Source organism: Geodermatophilus sp. DSM 45219, from assembly GCF_900104025.1.
Taxonomy (GTDB): Bacteria; Actinomycetota; Actinomycetes; order Mycobacteriales; family Geodermatophilaceae; genus Geodermatophilus.
Map to the genome: position 1 here is coordinate 954753 of NZ_FNIQ01000001.1, position 23205 is coordinate 977957.

The window sequence follows — 23205 nt, forward strand, 5'->3', positions numbered from 1 at the left end:
CGCATCCCCCGCGGCGCGGGGAGGCGTCCCGCCCCGGGTTGCGGCACGGTGTCGTCTCCGCCGTCGGACGACGCTGCCACAGGCCCGGGCCGGTGGCGACCCGAGCCGCATTGCGATGCTGTGACGTGCCGCCTCGGGCCGGCGCGCCGGGCAACGCCATCGGGTGACCGCAGCCACCCGTCGGCTTGACCCTGACGCGACGTCAGGCCGTGCACTGGCCGGTGTCAGGAGGAGGACGCCGATGAACGTGGGTGAGGTCGCGGCGCTGGCGGGTGTGACCGTGCGGACGCTGCACCACTACGACCGGATCGGGCTGCTGTCGCCGTCCGGCCGCACCTCGGCCGGGTACCGGCAGTACGCGCCGGCGGACCTGGACCGGCTGCACCGCGTGCTGGTCTACCGCGAGCTCGGCTTCCCCCTCGAGGAGGTCGCGACCCTGCTCGACGACCCCGCCGCCGACCCGGCGGAGCACCTGCGCCGGCAACACCGGCTGCTGCTCGACCGGGTGGAGCGGACGCGGGCGATGGTCGCGGCCGTCGAGAAGGAGATGGAGGCGATGGACATGGGGATCTCGCTGACCCCCGAGGAGCGGTTCGAGGTCTTCGGCGAGCACGACCCGGCGCAGTACGAGGCGGAGGCCGAGGAGCGCTGGGGCGACACCGAGGCCTGGCAGGAGTCACAGCGGCGGACCCGCGGCTACACGAAGGAGGACTGGCTGCGGGTCAAGGCCGAGGGCGAGGACGTCGAGCGGCGCTTCGCCGAGGCGCTGCGGGACGGCGTCCCGGCCGACTCGGAGCGGGCGATGGACCTCGCGGAGGAGCACCGGCAGCAGATCAGCCGGAACTACTACGACTGCCCACCTGAGATGCACGCGGCGCTCGGCCGGATGTACGTGGAGGACGAGCGGTTCACCGCGCACTACGAGCGGGTCGCGCCCGGCCTCGCGCGGTACGTGAGCAGCGCCGTCCAGGCCAACGCCGCCCGCCAGGACGGCTGACCGGTCGCGGCCCACCCGCCATCAGTGTGCGCGGATGCGCAGTTCGGCTCGCCTGAGCTGCGCATCCGCGCACACCGTTGAGCCCTTCACACCCGGATGAGCAGTTCCCCGTGCAGCATGCCGAGCCAGCCGTCGTCCGAGGCCGCCCAGCGGCGCCAGGCGGCGGCGACCTCCTCCAGCTCGGCCGGCGTGGCCAGCCCGTACGACCGCGCCTGCTCGGCGAAGGACGACGCCGTCGCGCGGCCGGCCCACGAGTTCCCCCACCACTCCCGCTCGGCCGGTGCGGCGTAGCACCAGGAGCCGGTCGTCGCGGTGACGTCGTGCAGGCCGGCGGCGTGGGCCCACGCCAGCAGCCGGCGCCCGGCGTCGGGCTCGGCGCCGTTGTGCTGCGCGACCCGGTGGTACAGGTCCAGCCAACGGTCGAGGCCCGCGTCGGCGGGGAACCAGGTGAACGTCGCGTAGTCGACGTCACGGACGGCCACCACCCCGCCCGGCCGGCACACCCGGGCCATCTCACGCAGTGCGGCGACCGGATCGGTGAGGTGCTGCAGGACCTGGTGGGCGTGGACGACGTCGAACGACTCGTCGACCGCATCGAGCGCGTAGACGTCGCCGACCGCGAACTCCACCGGCACACCCCGCCGCTCGGCCAGGTCCCGCGCCTCGTCGAGGGGGTCCGGCGAGACGTCGACCGCCACGACCAGGCCAGGGCTGACGCGCTCGGCCAGGTCGACGGTGATGGTGCCGGGGCCGCAACCGACGTCGAGCACGTCGAGGCCGGGTCGGAGCGACGGCAGCAGGTACGCCGCGGAGTTCTCCGCGGTGCGCCAGCGGTGGGACTGCAGGACGGGGTCGGCGTGCCCGTGCGTGTAGGTGTCCACCTGCCCACCCTCCACCTCGGTGTCCACAGAGTGGAACACGTATCTCACTCACTGGACATGCGGCACGTCCGGAGCGACCCCACCCCACGGCACGAGGGCTCGCCACTCACGGAACGCAGCGGCGTCGGAACCCGGCGCAACGGGAGGCTGCAGCACCGGTCATCCTGGCCGGCGTGGGAGCCCTGTGGGTGCGGCTGCACCGTCCGGCCGTGCAGCGCGGCGTGCGGGCGGCGGTGGCGGCCGGGCTGGCCTGGCAGGTGGCCCTCCTGCTGCCGCCGCTGCTGAGCGACTACGCGTACTACGCCCCGCTGGGAGCGGTCATCGCGGTGCACCCGACGATCGCCGACTCGGCCAGCGCCGCCTGGCGCAGCGTGCTCGCCATCCTCACCGGCTTCGCGCTCGCCGTGGCCCTCTACGAGCTCACCCGGGCGGTGCCGAACGCCCTCACCATCGCGCTGATCGTCGCCGTGGCGATCGCCGTCGAGCAGTGGCGGCTGTGGCGCGAGCAGGCCAGCTGGGTCAGCTTCGCCGCCGTCCTCATGATCACCGTCGGCCTCGACGACCCCGAGACCTACGTGCTGCGCTACGCGGGGCTGACCCTGCTCGGGGCCGCGATCGGCGTGCTGGTCACCACGGTGCTGTTCCCGCCGATGCAGCTCACCCGCGCCGTCGAGCAGATCGCCGCCGCCCGCTCGCTGCTCGCCACGCACCTCGACGAGATCGCCGGGACCCTGCGCGAGGGCCGGGTGCCCGAACCCGCGGAATGGGCCGGCCGCTCCCGCGGGCTGGACCGGGCGCTGGACCGGATGCGCGCCGCCGAGGCCGCCGTCGAGCGGGCCCGCCGGGCCAACCCGCGGGCCCGGCGCTGGCAGGGCCGGGCCCGCGGCATCCGGGCGGAGTCCCGGGCACTCGACCGCGTCGCCGTCCTCGTCGACGACCTCACCTCGCTGGTCGTCGAGTTCCAGCCCCACCGGCGCGGTGTCGACCGGGTCGAGCCCGGCACCGGCTGGGTGCTCGCCGACGCGCTGAGCGGGCTGGCCGGCGTCGTCCGCACGCCGCACCACAGCACCGACGGGACGACGCCGGACCGCCGCGACGAGCGGATCGCCGCCGCGGAGGCGGCGCTGGAGCGGCTCGTCGGGCTGCTGCGCACCGCCCGGCCGGCCGACGAGGACGGCTTCCTGGCCCTGGGCGCGGTCGCGGTCGGCGTGCGCCGGGGGCTCGCCGCCCTCGGCGCGCACCGGAGGCAGCCACTGCCCGCCTGACCGGCCGGCGGGGTCAGCCGCGGTGCACCTCGTCGGGGCCGGCAGACCCGTCCAGCGCGTCGGGGCGGCCGGCACCGGCCGCACCCGGGTCGTCGGGCATGGGCCGGTCGTTGAGGTGGGCGGCCGGCCCGGCGGGCTCGTCGGCGGGGACCTCGGCGCGGCGGCCCGGCCGCGCTCCGAGCCGCAGCCGGCGGCGGGGCAGCCCGCCGTCCTGCGCAGCGGCCAGCAGCTCGGTCAGGTGGAGCACACGCACCCGGGAGCGGCGGCGCCGCAGACCGGTGACCAGCTGCCGCTGGCAGCCGGGGTTCACCGCGACGACGTAGTCGACGCCGGCCGCCTCGATCTGGTCGAGCTTCGGGGCCAGCACGCGGCGGCTGTCCCGCGGCCGGAGCAGCGAGTACGTCCCGGCCGAGCCGCAGCACTGGGCCGCGCCGGGCAGCTCGACGTAGTCGGCGACGGCCGCGATCAGTTCCCGCGGCTCCCGCCAGACGTCCATCCCGTTGCGCAGGTGGCAGGAGTCCTGCAGCGCGACCCGCGCCCGCCGTCCGTCGACGCGCAGCTCGCCGAGGGCCGTCCCAGTGTCACCGGCGAGGTACTCGGAGAACTCCTTGACCCGGTCCCGGCCCAGCATGCCGGCCAGGTGCGCCGCGCAGCCGCCCGCGGTGGTGACGATCGTGCCGGGCAGCTGCCCGCCGAGCCGCCGGGCCATCGTGCGGCCCAGCTCCAGGTCGCCGTTGTGCGCGTGCAGGGCACCGCAGCAGCCCTGGTCACCCGGCGCGTCCAACTCCGGGCGCAGCCGCCGTGCGGCCCGGCTCACCCCGGGGAAGAGCGCGCGCTCGAAGCAGCCCAGCATCAGGTGCGGGCCCTGCGGTGCCGCGGTCGCCGTGCGCGCGTGACGGCTGAAGGTGCCGAGCCGGCGTACCAGCCAGTTGCGAACGACGACAGTGGTGAGCACCCGCGCCAGCGGCGGCCGGCGCCGTCCCTGCCACTGGTGGGACCGCCAGTGCTCGAGCAGCTCGCCGTACTGCACCCCGGCCGGGCAGACCGGCTCGCACGCCCGGCACCCGAGGCAGAACGACGACTCCTCCTGGAGGGTCGGGTCGTCGTCGTCCAGGACGCCGGTCTCCAGCGCGCGCATCAGGGTGATCCGGCCGCGCGGCGAGGACTTCTCGTCCTTGCTCAACGCGTAGGTCGGGCAGGCCGGCAGGCAGAACCCGCAGGAGATGCAGCGGTCGAGCAGCTCCGGCGGGAAGATCCCGCGAGCTGCCGCCCCGGCGGCCCCCGGGGCGTCGGTGGCGCCCGACACCTCCGAGCTCACGAGCCCGTCTTCCCGGGGTTGAGGATGCCGGCCGGGTCGAAGGCGGTCTTGATCCGCCGGAGCAGGGCCATCTGGTCGTCTCCCAGTCGGTCGCGCAGGTAGGGCAGCTTGGCGGCACCCACGCCGTGCTCCCCGGTGATGGTGCCGTCGAGCTCCAGGGCGGCGGCGAAGACCTCGGCGAAGGCGGCGTGGGTGCGGTCGGCGGCCGCCGGGTCACGGACGTCGACCACGGCCGTGGGGTGCAGGTTGCCGTCGCCGGCGTGGCCGAAGGTGCCGATCAGCAGGTCGTGCCGGGCGGCGACGGCCTCGATCCGGTCGACCATCTCGGCCAGCCGCGGGCGGGGGACGGTGACGTCCTCCAGCACGGTCAGCGTGTCCAGCCGGGACAGTGCCGGCAGCGCGCAGCGGCGGGCGGCCAGCAGCGCCTCGGACTGGGCGATCTCCTTGGCCACGGTGACCTCGAGCGCGCCCTCGTCGGCGCACAACTCGCCCATGCGGGTCAGGTTGCGCTCGACGACGTCGGGCTCCCCGTCGTCCCCGAAGAGCAGCAGTGCCCCGGCGTCGGTGCGCAGCCCCAGGCGGGCGTAGTCCTCGACCGCGCCGATGCAGGTGCGGTCGAGGAACTCCAGCGTCGCCGGCACCACGCCGTGGCCGAGGACCTGCGTCACCGCGCGGCCGGCGTCGGCCAGGGAGGAGAAGTAGGCCACCCCGGTGCTGGCCGTGGCCGGCATCGGCAGCAGCGCCAGGGTCACCTCGGTGATGACGCCGAGGGTGCCCTCCGAGCCGGTGAGCAGGCGGGTCAGGTCGTAGCCGGCGACGTCCTTCCACAGCCGGCCGCCGGTGCGGATGACCTCGCCGGTGGGTAGCACCACCTCGAGACCGAGCACGTAGTTGCGGGTGACCCCGTACTTGAGGCCGCGCAGTCCGCCGGCGCAGGTGGCGACGTTGCCCCCCACGGTCGAGACGGTGCGGCTGCCCGGGTCGGGCGCGAACAGCAACCCCGCGGCGGCGGCGGCATCGGCGACGGTGGCCGTGGTGGCGCCGGGCTCGGCGCGGACCAGCAACTCCTCGGTGCTGATCTCGAGCACGCGGTCCATGCGGGTGAGCACCAGCAGGATCCCGCCCTGCAGCGGCACGGTCGCCGCGCACAGGTTCGAGCCCGCGCCGCGAGGGACGACCGGGACGCGGTGGGCGGTGGCCAACCGCAGGACGGCGGCGACCTCCTCCGTGCGCGCCGGGAAGACCACCGCGTCCGGCGGGGAGGAGAACAACGGCGTCGCGTCCCGGGCGTACGGGGCGACCTCCCCCTCGCGGTGCCGGACGTGCTCCCGCCCGACGATCGACTCCAGCTCGGCCAGCACCCCGGGCTCCAGTGCCACGTCGCACCCCCTCGCGGCGGGCGGGTGGGCCCCGCGCTCGGCCGCAGCGGGGAGCCTAGTGACGGACGCCACGCGCTGCCCCTCCGGGCGGCGCCCTCACCCCCCACCACCACCTCCGACGAGATCGGCGGTCTCGCGGCCATCGAGGGCCGATGGCCACGGGACCGCCGATCTCGCGGCCCGGGGCGACCCGGGCCCTCAGCTACGCGGGGTCAGGGCGTGGCCGGAGGAGAAGACGCCGGCGGGGTCGACGGCGGCCTTGAGCGCCAGCAGCCGCTCGCGCACCGCGGGCGGGTAGGCCGCGGCCACCTCGTCCGGCCCGGCGACGTCGCCGAGGAAGTTGACCAGGCCCCCGGGCGCGGCCCACGGCTGCAGCGCCGCCAGCACCCCGCGGCCGACCACCGGCAGCACCTCGGCGAGCTCGGGCACCATCGCCCCGAGGACGAACACCGACCACGCGGCTCCCCGGCCGGCCACCGCGTTGGGCACGCGCGGCTCGCGGGCCAGCGCGCCGCCGAGCATCCGGATCTCGGCCATGACCAGCGGCACGTGCACCTGCGGGCCGGCCGCGGCGAGGAACGCCTCGACGGTCTCCTCGGTCAGCTCCGCCAGCAGCATGCCCTTCTCCCACACGGGCATCGGGTCGTGCGGGTCCATGTGCACGGCGTCCATCTCGGTGGGCAGCAGCGGCCCGATGGAGCCGAGCACGATCCGCCCGGCCGCCTCCATCGGCGCGACCAGCCGCTCCCCCTCGGCCGGGTCGCCGCCGGAGTACACGTAGCGCAGGTGGACGACGGTCTGCCCGCGCAGCGGCTCGGGCAGCTCCTCCATCGGCGGCAGCCGCAGGACGGCGATCGACGTCCCGACCTCCTCCGGCATGGTGGGCGCCCACTCCCGGAAGGCGTGCAGGACGGCGGCGGCGTCCTCGGCGGCGAAGAAGACGCCGCCCCCGACCACCGAGCGGACCGGGAACAACCCGATCTCCAGCGAGGTGACGATGCCGAAGTTGCCCTTGCCGCCGCGCACGCCCCAGAACAGCTCGGGCTCGCTGTCGGCGCAGACGGTCCGCAGTGCGCCGTCCGCGGTGACGATGTCGACGGAGACGACGGAGTCGGCCGCGAAGCCGTACCTCCGGCCGAGCGACCCCATCCCGCCGCCGAGGGTGTAGCCGACCACCCCGACGCCGGACGACGACCCGCACAGGCCGGTCAGCCCGTGCTCCGCGGCCGCGGCCAGCACCTTGTCCCACCTGACGCCGGCCTCGACGCGGGCGGTGCGGCGGACCGGGTCGACGGTGACGCCCTGCATGCGGCGGGTGGAGACCAGCACCGACCCGGCCGCGTTCCGGACCGGACCGTGCCCGGTGGCCTGGACGGCGACCGGCAGGCCGTGGGCGACCGCCCAGGTGACGGCGGCGGCGACGTCCGCGGCGCAGGTCGCGCCGACCGCGACGGCGGGGGTGTGCCGCACGGCGAGGTTGAAGGTGGCGACCTCGGCGGCCAGCCCCTCGTCGCCGGCGGCGTAGACGGGGCCGTGCACGCGGCCGCGCAGGTCGTCGACGTCGGCGGCGGGCACGATCGCGACGGCCGTGTCGGCAGGGGTGCGCGGGGTGGGGACGACGGTGCCGGTGGCGAGCTCGGTGGGGCTCATGGCGGGGGGTTCCTCGCAGGGACGGAGGGGCGGGACCGGGACGACGCCGACCCTGTCGGCCGCCACTTGCGGCGCACTTGCGGCCGGCTCGGGGCCCGACTTGCCGGCTGCCGGGACCAAGGACCCCCCGCGGCGGACCCGGGGCTGCCAGGATCCGGAGCCGTGCGCTTCCGGGTCCTCGGACCGCTCGAGGTCGAGGGGGACGACGGCCGCCCCGTGGACGTCGGTGGCGCGAAGCCGCGGGCGCTGCTGACGCTGCTGCTGGCCCAGCCCGGTCGGGTGGTCGCCGTCGACCGGATCGTCTCGGCCCTGTGGGGCGAGGAGCCCCCGCCGTCGGTCACCGGCACGCTGCAGGCGCACGTCTCGCACCTGCGGCGGGTGCTGGAGCCCGGCCGCGGCCCGCGCGCGGCCCCGGCCGTGCTGCTCACCCGGCCGCCGGGCTACCTGCTGCAGGCCGGCCCGGAGGAGCTGGACAGCCTGCGCTTCGCGCAGCTGGCCGAGGAGGGTGACCGGGCGGTGGCCGCCGGCGACCCGGCGCGTGGCGTGGCCCTGCTCGACCGGGCGCTGGGGCTCTGGCGCGGCGAGCCGCTGGCCGAGCTCGGCGACCTGCCGAGTGCGGCCACCGACCGGCTGCGGCTGAGCGAGCTGCACGTGCGCGCCCGCGAGCGCCGCTGCGACGCCCTGCTGGCCGCCGGCCGCGCCGACGCCGCCGCCGCCGACCTGCAGCACCTGGTCGCCGAGCACCCGCTGCGCGAGCGGCTGTGGGCCCGGCTGGTCACCGCCCTGTACGCCGCCGACCGGCAGGCCGACGCCCTCGACGCGCTGCGCCGCTGCACCGAGCTGCTGCGCGAGGAGCTCGGCATCGACCCCGGCCCGGAGCTGCGCGACCTGGAGCGGGCGGTGCTCCGGCACGACCCCCGGCTCACCGACCGCGTGCCGCGCCCGGTGCTGTCCGTCGTCCCGACGCCGGTCGTGCTGCCGTCCGCTGCGCCCGGCGCGGAGACCCTGGTCGGCCGGCAGGCCGAGCTCGCCCACGTGCGGGCGGTCGCCGAGCAGGCGGCCGCGGGCCGCCCGGGGGTCCTCGTGCTCGGCGGGGAGGCCGGGATCGGCAAGACCCGGCTGGCCGAGGCCGCCGCCGAGGCCGCCCGGGCGGCCGGCTGGTCGGTGGCCTGGAGCCGGTGCGCCGACGACGCCGGCGCACCGGCCCTGTGGCCGTGGGCGCAGGTGCTCGAGCAGCTGGGCCAGCAGCAGCTCGTGCTGCCGGCCGAGGAGGCCACGGGGGACGCCGACGCCGCGCGCTTCCGGCTGTTCCAGGACCTGCGCGCCCGGCTGGCCGCGGCCGCCACCGCGGCCCGCCCGGTGCTCGTGGTCCTCGACGACCTGCAGGGCGCCGACACCACCTCGGTGCAGCTGCTGGCCCTGCTGGCCCGGCACCTGCCGCGGGTGCCGCTGCTCGTCGTCCTCACCGTGCGCACGGTGGGCGAGCAGCTGCCCGAGGCCGTCGTCGACTGCCTGGCCCGGCTCAACCGCGAGCCGGCCGCCAGCCGGCTGCGGCTGGAAGGCCTGGGACCCGACGACGTCGCCGCGCTCATGGCCGGCCAGCTCGGCCCGCTGGGCGACCGGTCGCTGGCCGCGGTGGTGCACGACCGCACGGCCGGCAACCCCTTCTTCGTCGTCGAGCTGGCCCGCTGGATGGTCGTCGCGCACGACCGGCACCTGGACCGCGAGCCGGTGCCGCCGTCGATCGGCGAGGTGCTGCGCACCCGGCTGGGCCGGCTGCCCGCGGGCAACCGGGCGGTGCTGGAGCTGGCCGCCGTCGCCGGCCGGGAGGTGTCGCTGGACCTGCTGGAGACCGCCGGCACCCCGGCCGAGGAGGCGCTGGCCGCCCTGGACGCCGCCGTCGCCGCCGGGCTGGTCGTCGAGGGCGGGACGCCGTGGCACTGGCGGTTCGCCCACGCGCTGGTGCAGGAGGTGCTGGCCGGCGACCTGTCCGCGCTGCAGCGGGCCCGGCTGCACGCCCGGCTGGGCGAGGCGCTGGAGCGCCGGCTGCCCGGCACCACCGACGACGAGCTGGTCGAGCGGCTGGCCCACCACTTCGTCGCGGCGCTGCCGGTCACCGGGCCCGGCCCGGCGCGGCTGTACTCGACGGCCGCCGCCCGGGCCGCCCGCGCGCGCCTGGCGCACGGCGAGGCCGCGGCGCACACCCGCCGGGCGCTGGACCTGGTGGACCGCACCGGGCCGGACGCCGCCCGCACCCGGCACGACCTGCTCACCGCCCTGGGCAGCGACCTGCTGCGCAGCGGGCAGCTGATGGAGGCCCGCACGGTGGTCGCCGAGGCGATCACCGTCGCGCGGCAGCTCGACGACCGCGAGTGCCTGGCCGAGGCGGCGGCCGTGTGGGGCAGCGTCACGCTGTGGAACTGGCGGCCGCACGGCGTGGTGGACGACGACATGGTGGCGCTGCTGGAGGACCTCGTCGCGCGCCGTCCGGACGACGACGTCGCGACGACCGCCCGGCTGCTGGGCACCCTCGGGGTGGAGCTCGCCTTCGGGCCGGACGACCGCGGCGTGCGCGCGGCCCGGCGGGCGGTCGAGCTGGCCCGGCGGACCGGGGACCCGGAACTGCTCGGCCGCACGCTGAACAACCTCAGCCTGGCGGTGTGGGGTCGGCCGGGTGCGGCGGAGGTGCGGCTGGCGGCGGCCGACGAGACGCTGGAGCTCGCGGGGCGCGGGCTCCCCCGGCGCACCGAGTTCGTCGCCCACCTGCACCGGGCGGCGATCCGGCTGCACCTGGGCGACCTGGCCGGGTTCGAGGCCGACCACGCCCAGGCCCGGCGGCTGGCCGTGTCGCTGAGCGGGCCGGAGGTGCGCCCCCACGTGCTGTGGCAGGCCGGCGGGCTGGCCTGGCTGCGCGGCGACGCCGCCCGCGCCGAGGAGCTGACCACCGAGGCCTACGAGCGGTTCCGGCGGGTCTCCCCGCACGCGCGGCACGCCTACGCGGCGCACCAGTTCACCCTGCGGCGCGCCGACCACCGCGAGGGCGACGCGCTGCCCCTGCTGGTCGAGACCGGCGACGAGGGCGCCCCGCTGCTGCAGGAGATGGCGGTGCTCGCGGCCGCGGAGTCCGGCGACCTGGCCGAGGCGCGCCGGCTGCGGGCGCGCTGGGGGCGCACCCAGGTGCGCGACTGGGCCAGCGACGTCGCGCTCTACCTGCAGGCGGAGTCCTCGCTGTGGCTGGGAGACGAGCCGGCCCGGGCGGCCGCCGTCGAGTCGCTGCTCCCCTACGCCGGCCGGCAGGCGGTGCTCGGGACGCCGTCGCTCACCCTCGGCGCCTACGACGAGCTGCTCGGCCGGCTCGCCGAGCGCAGCGGCGACCTGGCCGGCGCGGCCCGCTGGTGGCGCGCCGCCGCGCGGGAGGGCGCGGAGGTCGGCTCCCCGCACCAGGTGGCCCTGGCCGAGTCGCACCTGGCCCGGATCGCCGTCCCGGCGCCGCGGACGGAGCTCAGGGCACCTGCACCGTCGTCGTGACCCGGGCCAGCCGCGGCCGCGGCGGCACCGACCCGAACCCGAAGGTCACCGGCGGGCGCACGTCGGCCAGCGCGCCCAGCGGGCCGCCGTCCCACGTCGCGTCGACCGCCGTCACCGCGTGCAGGTCCTGCACGCCGTACCACTCGGTGCGCCCGTTGCCCGCCGACCCGGTGGTGCGCAGGCCGGTCAGCAGCCGCGCCGGCCGGTCGAGCAGGCCCACCCACGCGGGCGCGCGGGCCAGCGGCGGGGGGACGCCGCGCAGCAGCCACCCCAGCCGCGACCGCCGGCCGGTCCGCGCGCGCAGCCGCAGCGGGCCGGCGTCCACCTCCCACGTCGCGGGATCCGGCCGGCGCACCGTCACCGGCACCAGCCGGACCTCGTCGAACGCGTAGGTCGCCGCGATGAAGTCGGCCGCCTCCCGGGTGGGCGCCAGCAGCACCCGGTGCCCGTCGGGCCGCTGCACCATGACGTCGGACAGCGGGCCGAGCGGCGAGCGCGGCCAGTGCCCGACGACGGCGCGGGTGCCCGAGGCGGTGCCGACCCCGAGGATCCAGCCGTCGAAGCGCAGCCGCGTCACAGCGTGGTCGCGCGGCCGCCGTCCACCGGGATGACCGCGCCGGTGACGTAGGCGCCCGCGCGGCCGGCCAGGTACACGGCGACGCCGGCCATGTCGTCGGGACGGCCGATGCGGCCCAGCGGGGACGACGCGGCGATCTCGTCGCCGTGGGCGGCGAGCGTGGCGGCCATCATCTTCGACTCGAAGGGCCCCGGGGCGACGGCGTTGACGGTGATCCGCTTCGGCCCGAGCTCCTTGGCCAGCACCCGGGTGAGGTGGTGCACGCCGGCCTTGCTCGCCGAGTAGGAGTAGGTCGGCAGGGACGGCGCGTGCAGCCCGTCGATGCTGCCGACGTTGACCACGCGGGCCGGGTCGTCGTCGGTGCCCGCGGCCTCCAGCAGCGGCAGGAAGGCGCGGGTGAGGAAGAACGGCGCCTTGAGGTTGAGGTCGAGCACCTTGTCCCACGCCGACGCGGGGAAGGTCGGGAACGGCTCGCCCCAGGTCGCGCCGGCGTTGTTGACCAGCACGTGCAGCCGCTGCTCGCGGCGGCCGACCTCCGCGGCCAGGCGCACGCACCCGGCCTCGGTGGAGACGTCGGCGGGGATCGACGCCACCCGCCCGAACGGCGACAGCTCGGCGACGGCGGCCTCGCCGGCCTCGGGCTTGCGGGAGCTGACGTAGACCGACGCCCCGGCCTGCAGCAGCCCGCGGGCCATCATCAGGCCGATGCCGCGGGTGCCGCCGGTGACCACGGCGACCTTCCCGGTCAGGTCGAACAGGTCCACGGGCGGGTCCTCCACAGGGGTGGCGGGGACGCCGTCGTCCCCCGGCCGGGGCACCCTACCCAGCGCCCGTACGGCGCCCGGGACGCCTGCTGTGCCAGCCTCGCAGGATGACCGCACCTGCCGCCGGGTCCACCGCCGCCGGGGCCACCAGCGAGGTCGGGCCGCTGCGGACGGTGCTGCTGCACCGGCCGGGCGCCGAGCTGCGCCGGCTGACCCCGCGCAACAACGACCAGCTGCTCTTCGACGGCGTGCCGTGGGTCCGGCGCGCGCAGGAGGAGCACGACGCGTTCGCCGCCGAGCTGACCGCCCGCGGCGTGGAGGTGCTGTACCTGGACCGGCTGCTGGCCGAGGTCCTCGCCGTCCCCGCGGCCCGCGACGAGCTGGTGGCCGCCGCCGTCGAGGACCCCCGGCTGGGCGCCACGCTCACGCGCACCGCCGCGGCCCACCTGGCCGGCCTCTCCCCCGAGGACCTCGCCCGCGCCCTGATCGCCGGGGTGGCGCACGACGAGCTGCCCGGCGCCCGCGGCCTGTCCTACGAGCTGATGGGCCGCGGCGACTTCGTCGTCCCCCCGCTGCCGAACCTGCTGTTCACCCGCGACTCGTCGGTGTGGGTGGGCGACCAGGTGGCGGTCACGTCGCTGGCGATGCCCGCGCGGCACCGGGAGAGCACCATCACCGCGGCGGTCTACGCCCACCACCCGCGCTTCGCCGGGGGCGAGCAGCTCTACGACGCCTCGCTGGAGCACCTGGAGGGCGGCGACGTGCTGCTGCTCGGGCCCGGGGTGGTGGCGGTCGGCGTCGGCGAGCGGACGACGCCCGGCGGGGCGGAGCGACTGGCCCGGCGGGTGTTCGCCCGCGGGCTGGCGCACACGGTGCTCGTCGTCCCCATCGCCCAGCGGCGGGCGACCATGCACCTGGACACCGTCGCCACGATGGTCGACGTCGACGCGATGGTGATGTACCCCGCGGTCGCGGACACGCTGGTGGCCTGGACGGTGACCGCCGGGGTGGGTGGGGCCGGGGGGATGGCCGACGACACCACCGACCTGGTCGTCCGCGGCCCCGCGCCGTTCGTCGAGGCCGCGGCCGCCGCGATGGGCATCGACCGACTGCGGGTGATCGACACCGGCCTGGACCCGGTCACCGCCGAGCGCGAGCAGTGGGACGACGGCAACAACACCCTCGCGCTGGCCCCGCGGCTGGCGGTGGCCTACGAGCGCAACACCGTCACCAACGCCGCGCTGGAGGCCGCCGGCATCGAGGTGGTCCGGATCGCGGGCTCGGAGCTCGGCAGCGGCCGCGGCGGGCCGAGGTGCATGTCCTGCCCCGTCCGCCGCGACCCCCTCTGACCGCCTTTGTCGCGATATTGGCGGTGAACCTGCCAATATCGCGACAAAGGCGGCTAGAGGCCCTGGGCCAGGCGGTGGTAGGCCGCGCCCCAGCGCAGCTCCTTGGCCAGCGACCGGCGGGTCGTGTCGGCGTCGATGAGCACCAGCTCGGTCGCGAAGACCTCGGCCAGGTCGGTCAGCTCGTCGGCACCGATCGCCGTGGACAGCACCGTGTGGTGCGGCCCGCCGGCGGACAGCCAGCCCTCGGTCGCCGTCTCGAAGTCCGGCCGGGGCCGCCACACCGCGCGGGCCACCGGCAGGTTCGGCAGCGGCTCGTCGGGCTCCACGACGTCCACCTCGTCGGCCACCCAGCGGAACCGGTCGCCCAGGTCGCACCAGCCGACGACGACGCCCTCGCCCGGGGCCGCGGTGAACACCAGCCGCGCCGGGTCCTCGCGGCCGCCGATCGACAGCGGGTGCACCTCGACGCGCGGCCGGTCGCCCGCGATGGTCGGGCAGACCTCGAGCATGTGCGCCCCGAGGATCCTCGGCGTCCCGGTGAGGTCGTAGGTGTAGTCCTCCATGAAGGAGGTGCCGCCGGGCAGGCCGGCCGCGGCGACCTTGAGGGTGCGCAGCAGCGCGGCGGTCTTCCAGTCCCCCTCGCCGCCGAAGCCGTAGCCGTCGGCCATCAGCCGCTGGACGGCGAGACCCGGCAGCTGGCGCAGCCCGCCGAGGTCCTCGAAGTTCGTGGTGAACGCGGTGAACCCGCCGTCCTCCAGGAAGCTGCGCAGCGCCGCCTCGACGCGGGCCTGGTAGCGCACCGCCTCGTGCCGCTCCCCGCCCGGCCGGCAGTCGTCGGCCCAGTCGTAGAGGTCGCCGTACTCCTCGACGAGGGCGTCGACGGCCTTGTCCTCCACGGCGTCCACCACGGCGACCAGGTCGTTGACGCCCCAGGTGTTCACCGACATGCCGAAGCGGATCTCGGCCTCGACCTTGTCGCCCTCGGTCACCGCGACGTTGCGCATGTTGTCGCCGAAGCGGGCGAGCCGCAGCGACCGGGCCGCATCGACCGCGACCGCCGCGCGCGCCCACGAGCCGACCCGCGAGCGCACCCGCGGGTTGGACACGTGACCGGCCACCGTCGTCCGCGGCATGCGCAGCCGGGTGAGGACGAACCCGTACTCCCGGTCGCCGTGCGCGGCCTGGTTGAGGTTCATGAAGTCCATGTCGATCGTCGCCCACGGCAGGGCGGCGTCGGCCTGGGTGTGCAGGTGCAGCAGCGGCTTGCGCAGCGCGTCGAGCCCGGAGATCCACATCTTGGCGGGCGAGAAGGTGTGCATCCAGGTGACGACGCCGACGCAGGCCGGGTCCTCGTTGGCCTCGCCCATGGCCCGCCGGATGGCGGCGGCGTCGGTGAGCACCGGCTTCCACACCACCCGCACCGGGACCTCGGCGGAGTCGTCCAGGGCGGCCGCGACCTGCTGCGACTGCGACGCGACCTGCTGGAGCGTCTCCTCGCCGTAGAGCCCCTGGCTGCCGGTCAGGAACCAGACCTCGTGCCCGTCGAACGGGTCAGCGACCACGGCGGGACCTCTCCTCACTGTCCGTAGACGTTCTGGTAGCGGGCGTAGAGCGAGTCGACGTCCGACTGCGCGATGGGCAGGGGCTCGCCGAGCTGGCGGGACAGGTGCACCGTGCGAGCGACGTCCTCGGTCATGACCGCGGCCTTGACCGCCGCCTTCGCCGACGGGCCGATGGTGAAGACGCCGTGGTTCTGCATGAGCACCGCCGGCGAGCGCGAGTCCCGCAGCGTGGCCACGATGCCCCGGCCGATCGAGTCGTCGCCGATGAGGGCGAACGGGCCGATGGGGATCGGGCCGCCGAACTCGTCGGCCATGGCGGTGAGCACGCACGGGATCGGCTCCGCGCGGGCGGCCCAGGCGGTGGCGTAGGGGCTGTGCGTGTGCACCTGGCCGTCGACCGCGGGCATGTGCCGGTAGACGTAGGCGTGCGCGTCGGTGTCGCTGGAGGGCCGCTTCACCCCGTCGACGGCGTTCCCGTCGAGGTCGCAGACGGTGATGCCCTCCCAGGTCAGCTCGTCGTAGAGGACGCCGCTGCCCTTGATGACGAACAGGTCCTCGCCGGGCACCCGCTCCGACACGTTGCCGGAGGTCCAGGTGACCAGCCCGTTGCGGGTCAGTTCGGCGTGCAGCGCGGCGACGTGCTCGCGCTGCGCCCGGTGGGTGCCCCGCTCGGTGCGGGGTTCGGTGGCGGTCATGCCGGCTGCTCCTCGGTCGGTGCGGCGGAGGTCGTCTCGGTCCCGGCGGTCTGCGGCTCGGCCCGCCGGTGGCCGATCCCCACGTGGTCCACGGCGGCCCGCTCGACGGGGAGCCCGGCGACGTACCGCTGCATGAACGCGTCGAAGCCGGCGACGTCGGCCGGCTCGGGCTGAGCGGTCTGCAGGGTGGCGCCGGTGAAGACCGCCGTGTCCAGGTAGTCGGCCAGGCCCTGTCCCGGCGAGCGCCGGGTGGCGAACGCAGCCAGGACGGCGATCCCCCAGGCGCCACCCTCGGCAGCGACGTCCCCGACGGACACCGGGGTGTCGATCGCGGCGGCCAGGAAGCGTTGCGCCACGCCCTTGGTCCGGAACAGGCCGCCGTGCGCGAACATCCGGTCGAGCCGCACGCCCTCGGTCCTCTGCAGGACGTCCATGCCGATCCGCAGCGTGGCCAGGGACGAGAACAGGTGCGCCCGCATGAAGGTGCCGAGGTCGAACCTGCTGTCGGGGGACCGCACGAACAACGGCCGCCCCTCCTCGAAGTCGGTGATCGGCTCCCCGGAGAGGTAGTTGTAGGCCACCATCCCGCCGCCGTCACTGGCGCCGTCGAGCGCGGCGGAGAACAGGACCTCGAAGACCGCCGACGGGTCCGCCTCCGAACCCAGCGCCCGGGCGAACTCGGTGAACAGCCCGGCCCAGGCGTCCAGCTCACTGGCCCCGTTGTTGCAGTGCACCATGGCCACCGGGTCGCCGGCCGGCGTGGTGACCAGGTCCAGTTCACGGTGCACCCCGGCGAGGTCGTGCTCGAGCACGACCATGGCGAAGATGCTCGTCCCGGCGGAGACGTTGCCGGTGCGCGGGGCGACCGAGTTGGTGGCGACCATCCCCGTGCCCGCGTCACCCTCGGGTGGGCAGAGCGGGATGCCGGGACGCAGCCGCCCGGTCGGGTCGAGCAGCTTCGCGCCCGCCTCGGTGAGCTCGCCGGCCGGCTGGCCGGCGGAGGCGATCCCGGGCAGCAGGTCGGCGAGGGTCAGTTCGGCCCCCGCCTCGGCCGCGAGCTGGTCGAACCGGGCCAGCATCGGAGCGGACCAACCGGCGGTGGCTCTGTCGTCGGTGGAGGTGTCGATCGGGAACATGCCGCTGGCGTCGCCGATGCCGAGGACCTTCTCGCCGGTGAGCTGCCAGTGCACGTAGCCGGCCAGGGTCGTCAGGTGGTCGAGCCGACCGACGTGGTCCTCGCGGTCCAGGATCGCCTGGTAGAGGTGCGCGACGCTCCACCGGTGCGGGATGTTGACGCCGAACTCCGCGCTGAGCCGTTCCGCCGATCGGCCCGTGTTCGTGTTGCGCCAGGTGCGGAACGGCGTGAGCAGCTCACCGTCGCCGTCGAACGCCAGGTAGCCGTGCATCATCGCCGACACGCCGAGCGCACCGACTCCTGCCAGCTCGACCCCGTGGCGTCGCCGGACGTCCTCCGCCAGGGCCGCGACGCTCTGCTGCACCCCTGCCCAGACGGCCTCCAGCGAGTACGTCCAGCGCCGGTCGACGAACTGGTTCTCCCAGTCGTAGCTGCCGACCGCGAGCGGGGCGTGGTCCGGGCCGACGAGCACTGCCTTGATCCGGGTCGATCCCAGCTCGATCCCCAGGGCCGTGCGACCTGCGGTGATCGCCTCGCCGGCGTCCGTCGTCATCGCTGGCGACCCTCCCGCCACGCAGCGGTGGGCCTGCACGGGGTCCCGGCGAGCGCGGCACCGCCGGTCCCCGCACCTCGCCCGTCGCGGACGGCGTCGGCCCGGCCCGGCAGCGTCCCGGAGTGCACCTCGACGACGGGGGTGTCGCCCGTTCCTGCGGTGTCCGTCATCGGTTCCTCCTGCGCCCGGTGGCTGCGTCGACGGCCGGACGGCCACGTCGCCGCGGGGATGTTAGCGCTAACAGGGACAGTCGTCACACCCCGGCGGGCGCTGCCAGGACCGGAGCCGGGCCGGTGCTCGCCCGGACCAGCAGTGTGGGGGGGACCGGCTCCAGGTGCAGCTCGCGCCCGGCGAGCCGGGCGAGCACGAGCTCGACGGCCCGGTGCCCCAGCTCGGCGAAGTCCTGGCGGACCGTGGTCAGCGGCGGGGTCAGGTACGGCGCCTCGGGCAGGTCGTCGAAGCCGACCACGCTGACGTCCCGCGGGACCTCCAGGCCCTCCTCGTGCAGCGCCGCGAGCAGGCCGAGGGCCATCTGGTCGTTGGCGAGGAAGACCGCGGTGACGTCCTCGCCGGCCCGCCGCCGCGCGGCCAGGAGCCGGCCGGCCTCGTACCCCGAGGACGGCGTCCAGTCGCCGTAGACGGTCACCGGGACGTCGGCGCCGGCCGCGGCGAGCTCGGCCCGCCAGCCCGTGATGCGGTCGCGCGCCTCCTGGGAGTCGGCCGGGCCGGTGACGTGGTGGACGGTGCGGTGGCCGAGGTCGAGCAGGTGACGGGTCGCCAGGCGGGCGCCGGCGACCTGGTCGACGCCGACTGCCGGCTCCTCGACCGCGCCGCCGCTCTGCACGGTGACCAGGGGCAGCGGGGTGTGCACCAGGTGCAGCGCCTCGGCCGCGTCGTCGTAGGTGGCCAGCGCCAGGACGGCGTCCACCGACTGGGCGAGGAACCGGTCGACCGCGTCGTGCATCGCATCCGCGGTCGCCTCGTCGAGCACGGTGACGCTGAGCGAGTACCCCGCCGCCCGTGCCGCCCGCTCCAGGCCGACGAGCGTCTGCGCGGGGCCGTACTGGTTGATGTTCACGGCGACGAACCCGATGGTCCGGGTCGAGCCGGTGACCAGGGCCCGCGCCGCGGTGTTGGGCCGGTAGCCCAGCTCGCGGATCGCCCGCTCCACCCGCTCACGCGTGTGCGGTGCGACGTTCGGGTGTCCGTTGACCACCCGGGACACCGTCTGGTGCGAGACGCCGGCGCGAGCCGCGACGTCCGACATGACCAGCGCTCGGCTCGCCCCCTCGGGCTGCACCGTCACCCCTCCCCGTCGAGGAGCCGGCCTGCGGCCGTCTCGGTCGGTGGTGCCCTGCCGGGCGGCCCCGCGGGTGCGCCGCGGGGCCGCCCCGGGCGTCAGCGGGACGCGCCTGCGCGCCGCTTGTTGTAGACGTCGAAGGCCACGGCCAGCAGCAGCACCAGGCCCTTGACCACCGACTGGATGGACTGGTCGACGCCCATGAGCTGCATGCCGTTGCTCATGACGGCCATGATCAGGCCACCGACCATGGCGCCGACCACCGTGCCGACGCCGCCGGTCACGGCCGCGCCGCCGATGAACGCCGCGGCGATCGCGTCGAGCTCGAACATGTTGCCCGCGCTGGGCTGGGCGCCGTTGGACCGCGACGAGAAGACGACGCCGGCGATCGCGGCCAGGAAGCCCATGTTGACGAAGATCCAGAAGTTGACCGCCCGGACCTTGACACCCGACAGCGTGGCCGCCGCCAGGTTGCCGCCGATCGCGTACACCTGGCGCCCGAAGACGGTCCGGGTGGTGATGACGCTGTAGGCGATGATCAGCACGGCCAGGACGATCAGCACGATCGGCAGGCCGCGGGCGTGCGCCAGCTGCCACGCGAAGTACATGACGACGGCGCCGACGAGCACGATCTTGGCGACGAACAGCGGGAAGGACTCGACCGGCTGCTCGTACTTGATGCGGGCGATCCGGCTGCGGTACTGGCTGACCGCGTACCCGGCCACCGCGATGCCCCCGATGAGCAGGGTGAACGCGTCGTAGCCGTTGCCGCCGATCAGCCCGTTGAGGAAGCCGCTGGCGATCCGGCCGTACCCCGGCGGGAACGGCGAGAGCGAGATGTTGTCCAGCACCTGCAGCGTCAGCCCGCGGAACAGCAGCATGCCGGCGAGGGTCACGATGAACGCCGGGATGCCGACGTAGGCGACCCAGAAGCCCTGCCAAGCGCCGATCGCGAGCCCCGTCGCCAGGGCCGCGAGCACGCCGACCCACCACGGCATGCCCTGCCGGATGACCAGCACCGCGGAGACCGCGCCGGTGAGCGCCACCACCGACCCGACGGAGAGGTCGATGTGCCCGGCGATGATCACGATGACCATGCCGATGGCCAGGATCAGGATGTAGCTGTACTGCAGGACGATGTTGGTGACGTTGCCCGGGGAGAGCAGCGTCCCGTCGGTGAGCACGGTGAACAGCGCGATGATCGCCACGAAGGCGATGTAGATGCCGCTCTGGCGCAGGTTGCTGGTCAGCAGCGCGCGGACGTCGCTGGTCCCGGTGTGCAGGGCGACGGCGGGGGCGACGTCCTTGGGCGCCGTGGAGGTCTGGGCCTCCGGCTCCGACGAGGGGGGCACGGTCCTGGTCATGCCACGAGCTCCTTCTCCTTGGTCATCAGCTCCATGAGGTTCTCCTGGGTCGCCTTGCCGACGGGCAGCTCTCCGGTGATCCGGCCCGCGGACAGGGTGTAGATGCGGTCGCAGATGCCGAGCAGCTCGGGCAGCTCGGAGGAGATGACCAGCACCGCCTTACCGGCCGCGACCAGCCGGTTGATGATCGTGTAGATCTCGTACTTCGCACCCACGTCGATGCCGCGGGTGGGCTCGTCGAGGATGAGCACCTCGGGGTCGGTGTACAGCCACTTGGACAGCACGACCTTCTGCTGGTTGCCGCCGGAGAGCTTGCCGACGACCGAGGCGACGCTCGGGGCCTTGACGTTCATGCTCTTCCGGTAGCCCTCGGCCACCTTGATCTCCTCGTTGCCGTTGACGAAGCCCTTGCTGGCGAGCTTGTTCAGCGCGGCGGCGGAGACGTTGCGCCGGATGTCCTCGATGAGGTTGAGGCCGTAGTGCTTGCGGTCCTCGGTGGCGTAGGCGATCCCCGCGTCGATCGCCTCGGCGACGTTGCGGGGACGGACCTCCTTGCCGTGCACGAAGACCCGGCCGGTGATGTTCCGGCCGTAGGCGCGCCCGAAGATGCTCATCGCGAGCTCCGTGCGCCCGGCGCCCATGAGGCCGGCGATCCCGACGACCTCGCCGGCGCGCACGTGGAAGCTCGCGCCCTCGACGACCTTGCGGTCCTGGGTGGGGTGCCAGACGGTCCAGTCCTCGACGCGCAGCACCTCCTCGCCGGGGTGCGACTCGCGCTCGGGGTAGTAGCTCTCCAGGTCGCGGCCGACCATCCCGCGGATGATCCGCTCCTGGGTGACCTCGCCGGCGTGCAGGCTCAGCGTCTCGACGGTCTTGCCGTCCCGGATGACCGTGACGTTGTCCGAGACCGCGGTGATCTCGTTGAGCTTGTGCGAGATCATGATGCAGGTGATCCCGCGGTCGCGGAGCCGGCGGAGCAGGTCGAGCAGGTGCGCCGAGTCGGTGTCGTTGAGCGCCGCGGTCGGCTCGTCGAGGATGAGCAGCCGCACGTCCTTCGACAGCGCCTTGGCGATCTCGACGAGCTGCTGCTTGCCGACGCCCAGCTGACCCACCGGGGTGACCGGGTTCTCGTCGAGCCCGACCGAGCGCAGCAGCTCCCCGGCCTCGGCGTTGGCCTTGTTCCAGTCGATCAACCCGAAGCGCCCGCGCCGCTCGCTGCCGAGGAAGATGTTCTCCGCGATCGACAGGTACGGGACCAGCGCGAGCTCCTGGTGGATGATCACGATGCCCACGTGCTCGCTGTCGCGGATGCCGTGGAAGCGGACCGGCTGGCCGTCGAAGACGATCTCGCCCTCGTAGGTCCCGGTCGGGTAGACGCCGGAGAGGACCTTCATCAGCGTCGACTTCCCGGCGCCGTTCTCGCCGCAGATCGCGTGGATCTCGCCACGGCCGACCGCGAGGTTGACGTCCTCCAGGGCCTTGACGCCGGGGAAGGTCTTGGTGATGCCGCGCATCTCCAGGATGTGGTCGTCCATGGGACCTCGTCGTCCTGTCGTCGGGGCCCTGTCACTGCTCGCAGGGCGCCGCGGATGGTGGAGAGAGTGTGCGCTCACCCGGTCGGGTCGGCCAGGTGCCCGGAACGGGGAGGTCCCGGGTGGTACCGGCCGGGCCCGACAGCGGTGCTGCCGGGCCCGGCCGGGTCAGGGGGTGCCGGTCAGTCGGACTGGCCGGCGGCGACCTCTTCGGCCGTCCAGTAGCCGGAGTCGATCAGCACGGACTGGATGTCGTCCGCGAAGACCGTCTCGACCGGGAGCAGGTAGGACGGGACGACCTTGACGCCGTTGTCGTACGTCTCGGTGTCGTTGGCCTCCGGCTCGTTGCCCTCGGCGAACGCCGACGCCGCGGCGACGGCCTGCTCGGCCAGCAGACGGGTGTCCTTGAAGATCGTGGAGCTCTGGACCCCGTCCTGGATCAGCTTGACCGAGGCGATCTCGGCGTCCTGACCGGTGACGACCGACATCGGCTGCGGCTGGGCGTCCAGCGTCGGGCCGTAGCCGGCGTTCTGCAGGGCGGTGATGATGCCGCGCGAGATGCCGTCGTAGGGCGAGAGGACGCCGTCGACCCGCGAGCCGTCGTTGTAGGCGGAGGTCAGCAGGTCCTCCATCCGCCGCTGGGCGGTCTCCTGCTGCCAGCGCAGGATCGCGGCCTGCTCGATGCTGGTCTGGCCGGACTTGACGACCAGCGTGCCGTCGTCGATCAGGGGCTGCAGCACCGACATCGCGCCGTCCCAGAAGAAGAAGGCGTTGTTGTCGTCCAGCGAACCGGCGAACAGCTCGACGTTGAACGGACCCGTCGCGGTGCCCGGGGAGCCGTCCTCGTTCTGCAGGCCCAGGCCCTGCAGCAGGGCGTTGCCCTGCGCGACGCCGACCTGGAAGTTGTCGAACGTGACGTAGAAGTCGACGTTCTCGCTGTCGCGGATGAGGCGGTCGTAGGCGACGACCGGGATGTTGTTGGCCGCCGCGTTCTCCAGCTGACCGGAGAGGGCGGTGCCGTCGATCGCCGCGACGACGAGGATGTCGGCACCCTCGGTGATCATCTGGTCGATCTGCTGCGACTGGGTGGGGATGTCGTCGTTCGCGTACTGCAGGTCGACCGTGTAGCCCTCGGCCTCCAGCTGCTCCTGCACGTTGTTCCCGTCGGCGATCCACCGCTCGGAGGTCTGGGTCGGCATCGAGACGCCGATGGTCAGGTCCTCCGCCTCGGCGCCTCCGCCACCCGCACCACCACTGCCACCGGCGCCCTCGCCGCCGCAGGCCGCCAGGGTCAGCGCCATGCCGGCGCTGAGGGCGGCGAAGCCGAGCCTCTTGCTCACGTGATCTCCTCCTCGT

At 74.9% G+C, this 23205-nt stretch carries 17 protein-coding genes; 4 read left to right on the top strand and 13 right to left on the bottom strand.

What is annotated here, in order from left to right:
• Nucleotides 1–241 precede the first annotated feature (241 nt).
• On the top strand, nucleotides 242–997 hold the full coding sequence (locus tag BLR12_RS04635; protein ID WP_091373986.1) for a MerR family transcriptional regulator: 756 nt from the start codon (nucleotides 242–244) through the stop codon (nucleotides 995–997).
• Between the two features lie 86 nt (nucleotides 998–1083).
• Here BLR12_RS04635 and BLR12_RS04640 read toward each other — a convergent pair whose 3' ends face one another.
• Nucleotides 1084–1917, bottom strand: a complete 834-nt coding sequence (locus BLR12_RS04640) for a methyltransferase domain-containing protein (RefSeq protein WP_255363284.1) — start codon at nucleotides 1915–1917, stop codon at nucleotides 1084–1086.
• Nucleotides 1918–2051: 134 nt separating this feature from the next.
• On the opposite strand from BLR12_RS04640, the gene BLR12_RS04645 reads away from it, so the two are divergent.
• Nucleotides 2052–3143 (top strand): FUSC family protein, encoded by a 1092-nt coding sequence (locus BLR12_RS04645; protein WP_091373989.1) that lies wholly within the window; start codon nucleotides 2052–2054, stop codon nucleotides 3141–3143.
• 13 nt (nucleotides 3144–3156) lie between these two features.
• Here BLR12_RS04645 and BLR12_RS04650 read toward each other — a convergent pair whose 3' ends face one another.
• The 3 genes from BLR12_RS04650 to BLR12_RS04660 form a co-directional block, all read right to left on the bottom strand.
• Nucleotides 3157–4461 (bottom strand): (Fe-S)-binding protein, encoded by a 1305-nt coding sequence (locus BLR12_RS04650; RefSeq protein ID WP_091373992.1) that lies wholly within the window; start codon nucleotides 4459–4461, stop codon nucleotides 3157–3159.
• Nucleotides 4458–5840, bottom strand: a complete 1383-nt coding sequence (locus tag BLR12_RS04655; protein WP_091373996.1) for an FAD-binding oxidoreductase — start codon at nucleotides 5838–5840, stop codon at nucleotides 4458–4460. Before BLR12_RS04655 ends, BLR12_RS04650 begins: the two co-directional genes overlap by 4 nt.
• 198 nt (nucleotides 5841–6038) lie before the next feature.
• Complete coding sequence (locus tag BLR12_RS04660) at nucleotides 6039–7490, bottom strand: FAD-binding oxidoreductase (RefSeq protein ID WP_091374412.1); 1452 nt, start codon at nucleotides 7488–7490, stop codon at nucleotides 6039–6041.
• A gap of 162 nt (nucleotides 7491–7652) precedes the next feature.
• On the opposite strand from BLR12_RS04660, the gene BLR12_RS04665 reads away from it, so the two are divergent.
• Complete coding sequence (locus BLR12_RS04665) at nucleotides 7653–11018, top strand: AfsR/SARP family transcriptional regulator (protein ID WP_176832341.1); 3366 nt, start codon at nucleotides 7653–7655, stop codon at nucleotides 11016–11018.
• On the opposite strand, the gene BLR12_RS04670 is transcribed toward BLR12_RS04665, so the two are convergent.
• Both BLR12_RS04670 and BLR12_RS04675 read right to left on the bottom strand, forming a co-directional pair.
• Complete coding sequence (locus tag BLR12_RS04670) at nucleotides 10993–11595, bottom strand: hypothetical protein (protein WP_091374002.1); 603 nt, start codon at nucleotides 11593–11595, stop codon at nucleotides 10993–10995. The two genes, BLR12_RS04665 and BLR12_RS04670, sit on opposite strands and share 26 nt — an antisense overlap.
• A complete protein-coding gene (locus BLR12_RS04675) occupies nucleotides 11592–12359 on the bottom strand; it encodes an SDR family oxidoreductase (protein WP_091374005.1) in 768 nt (255 codons plus the stop codon). Before BLR12_RS04675 ends, BLR12_RS04670 begins: the two co-directional genes overlap by 4 nt.
• A gap of 107 nt (nucleotides 12360–12466) precedes the next feature.
• Here BLR12_RS04675 and BLR12_RS04680 point away from each other — a divergent pair, with 107 nt between their 5' ends.
• Nucleotides 12467–13708, top strand: a complete 1242-nt coding sequence (locus tag BLR12_RS04680; RefSeq protein WP_091374007.1) for an arginine deiminase — start codon at nucleotides 12467–12469, stop codon at nucleotides 13706–13708.
• A 53-nt stretch (nucleotides 13709–13761) separates the two neighbouring features.
• Here BLR12_RS04680 and araA read toward each other — a convergent pair whose 3' ends face one another.
• From araA to chvE, 7 genes are all read right to left on the bottom strand, one after another.
• A complete protein-coding gene (gene araA / locus BLR12_RS04685) occupies nucleotides 13762–15270 on the bottom strand; it encodes an L-arabinose isomerase (protein WP_091374010.1) in 1509 nt (502 codons plus the stop codon).
• A 14-nt stretch (nucleotides 15271–15284) separates the two neighbouring features.
• Nucleotides 15285–15965, bottom strand: a complete 681-nt coding sequence (locus BLR12_RS04690) for an L-ribulose-5-phosphate 4-epimerase (RefSeq protein ID WP_091374013.1) — start codon at nucleotides 15963–15965, stop codon at nucleotides 15285–15287.
• A complete protein-coding gene (locus BLR12_RS04695; protein WP_255363285.1) occupies nucleotides 15962–17653 on the bottom strand; it encodes a xylulokinase in 1692 nt (563 codons plus the stop codon). The genes BLR12_RS04690 and BLR12_RS04695 overlap by 4 nt, the downstream gene beginning before the upstream one ends.
• A gap of 253 nt (nucleotides 17654–17906) precedes the next feature.
• On the bottom strand, nucleotides 17907–18959 hold the full coding sequence (locus BLR12_RS04700; RefSeq protein ID WP_255363286.1) for a LacI family DNA-binding transcriptional regulator: 1053 nt from the start codon (nucleotides 18957–18959) through the stop codon (nucleotides 17907–17909).
• A gap of 92 nt (nucleotides 18960–19051) precedes the next feature.
• Nucleotides 19052–20317 (bottom strand): multiple monosaccharide ABC transporter permease, encoded by a 1266-nt coding sequence (mmsB, locus tag BLR12_RS04705; protein ID WP_091374016.1) that lies wholly within the window; start codon nucleotides 20315–20317, stop codon nucleotides 19052–19054.
• On the bottom strand, nucleotides 20314–21852 hold the full coding sequence (mmsA, locus tag BLR12_RS04710; protein WP_091374019.1) for a multiple monosaccharide ABC transporter ATP-binding protein: 1539 nt from the start codon (nucleotides 21850–21852) through the stop codon (nucleotides 20314–20316). The genes mmsB and mmsA overlap by 4 nt, the downstream gene beginning before the upstream one ends.
• Nucleotides 21853–22031: 179 nt before the next feature.
• Complete coding sequence (chvE, locus tag BLR12_RS04715) at nucleotides 22032–23189, bottom strand: multiple monosaccharide ABC transporter substrate-binding protein (protein ID WP_218120536.1); 1158 nt, start codon at nucleotides 23187–23189, stop codon at nucleotides 22032–22034.
• Nucleotides 23190–23205 lie beyond the last annotated feature (16 nt).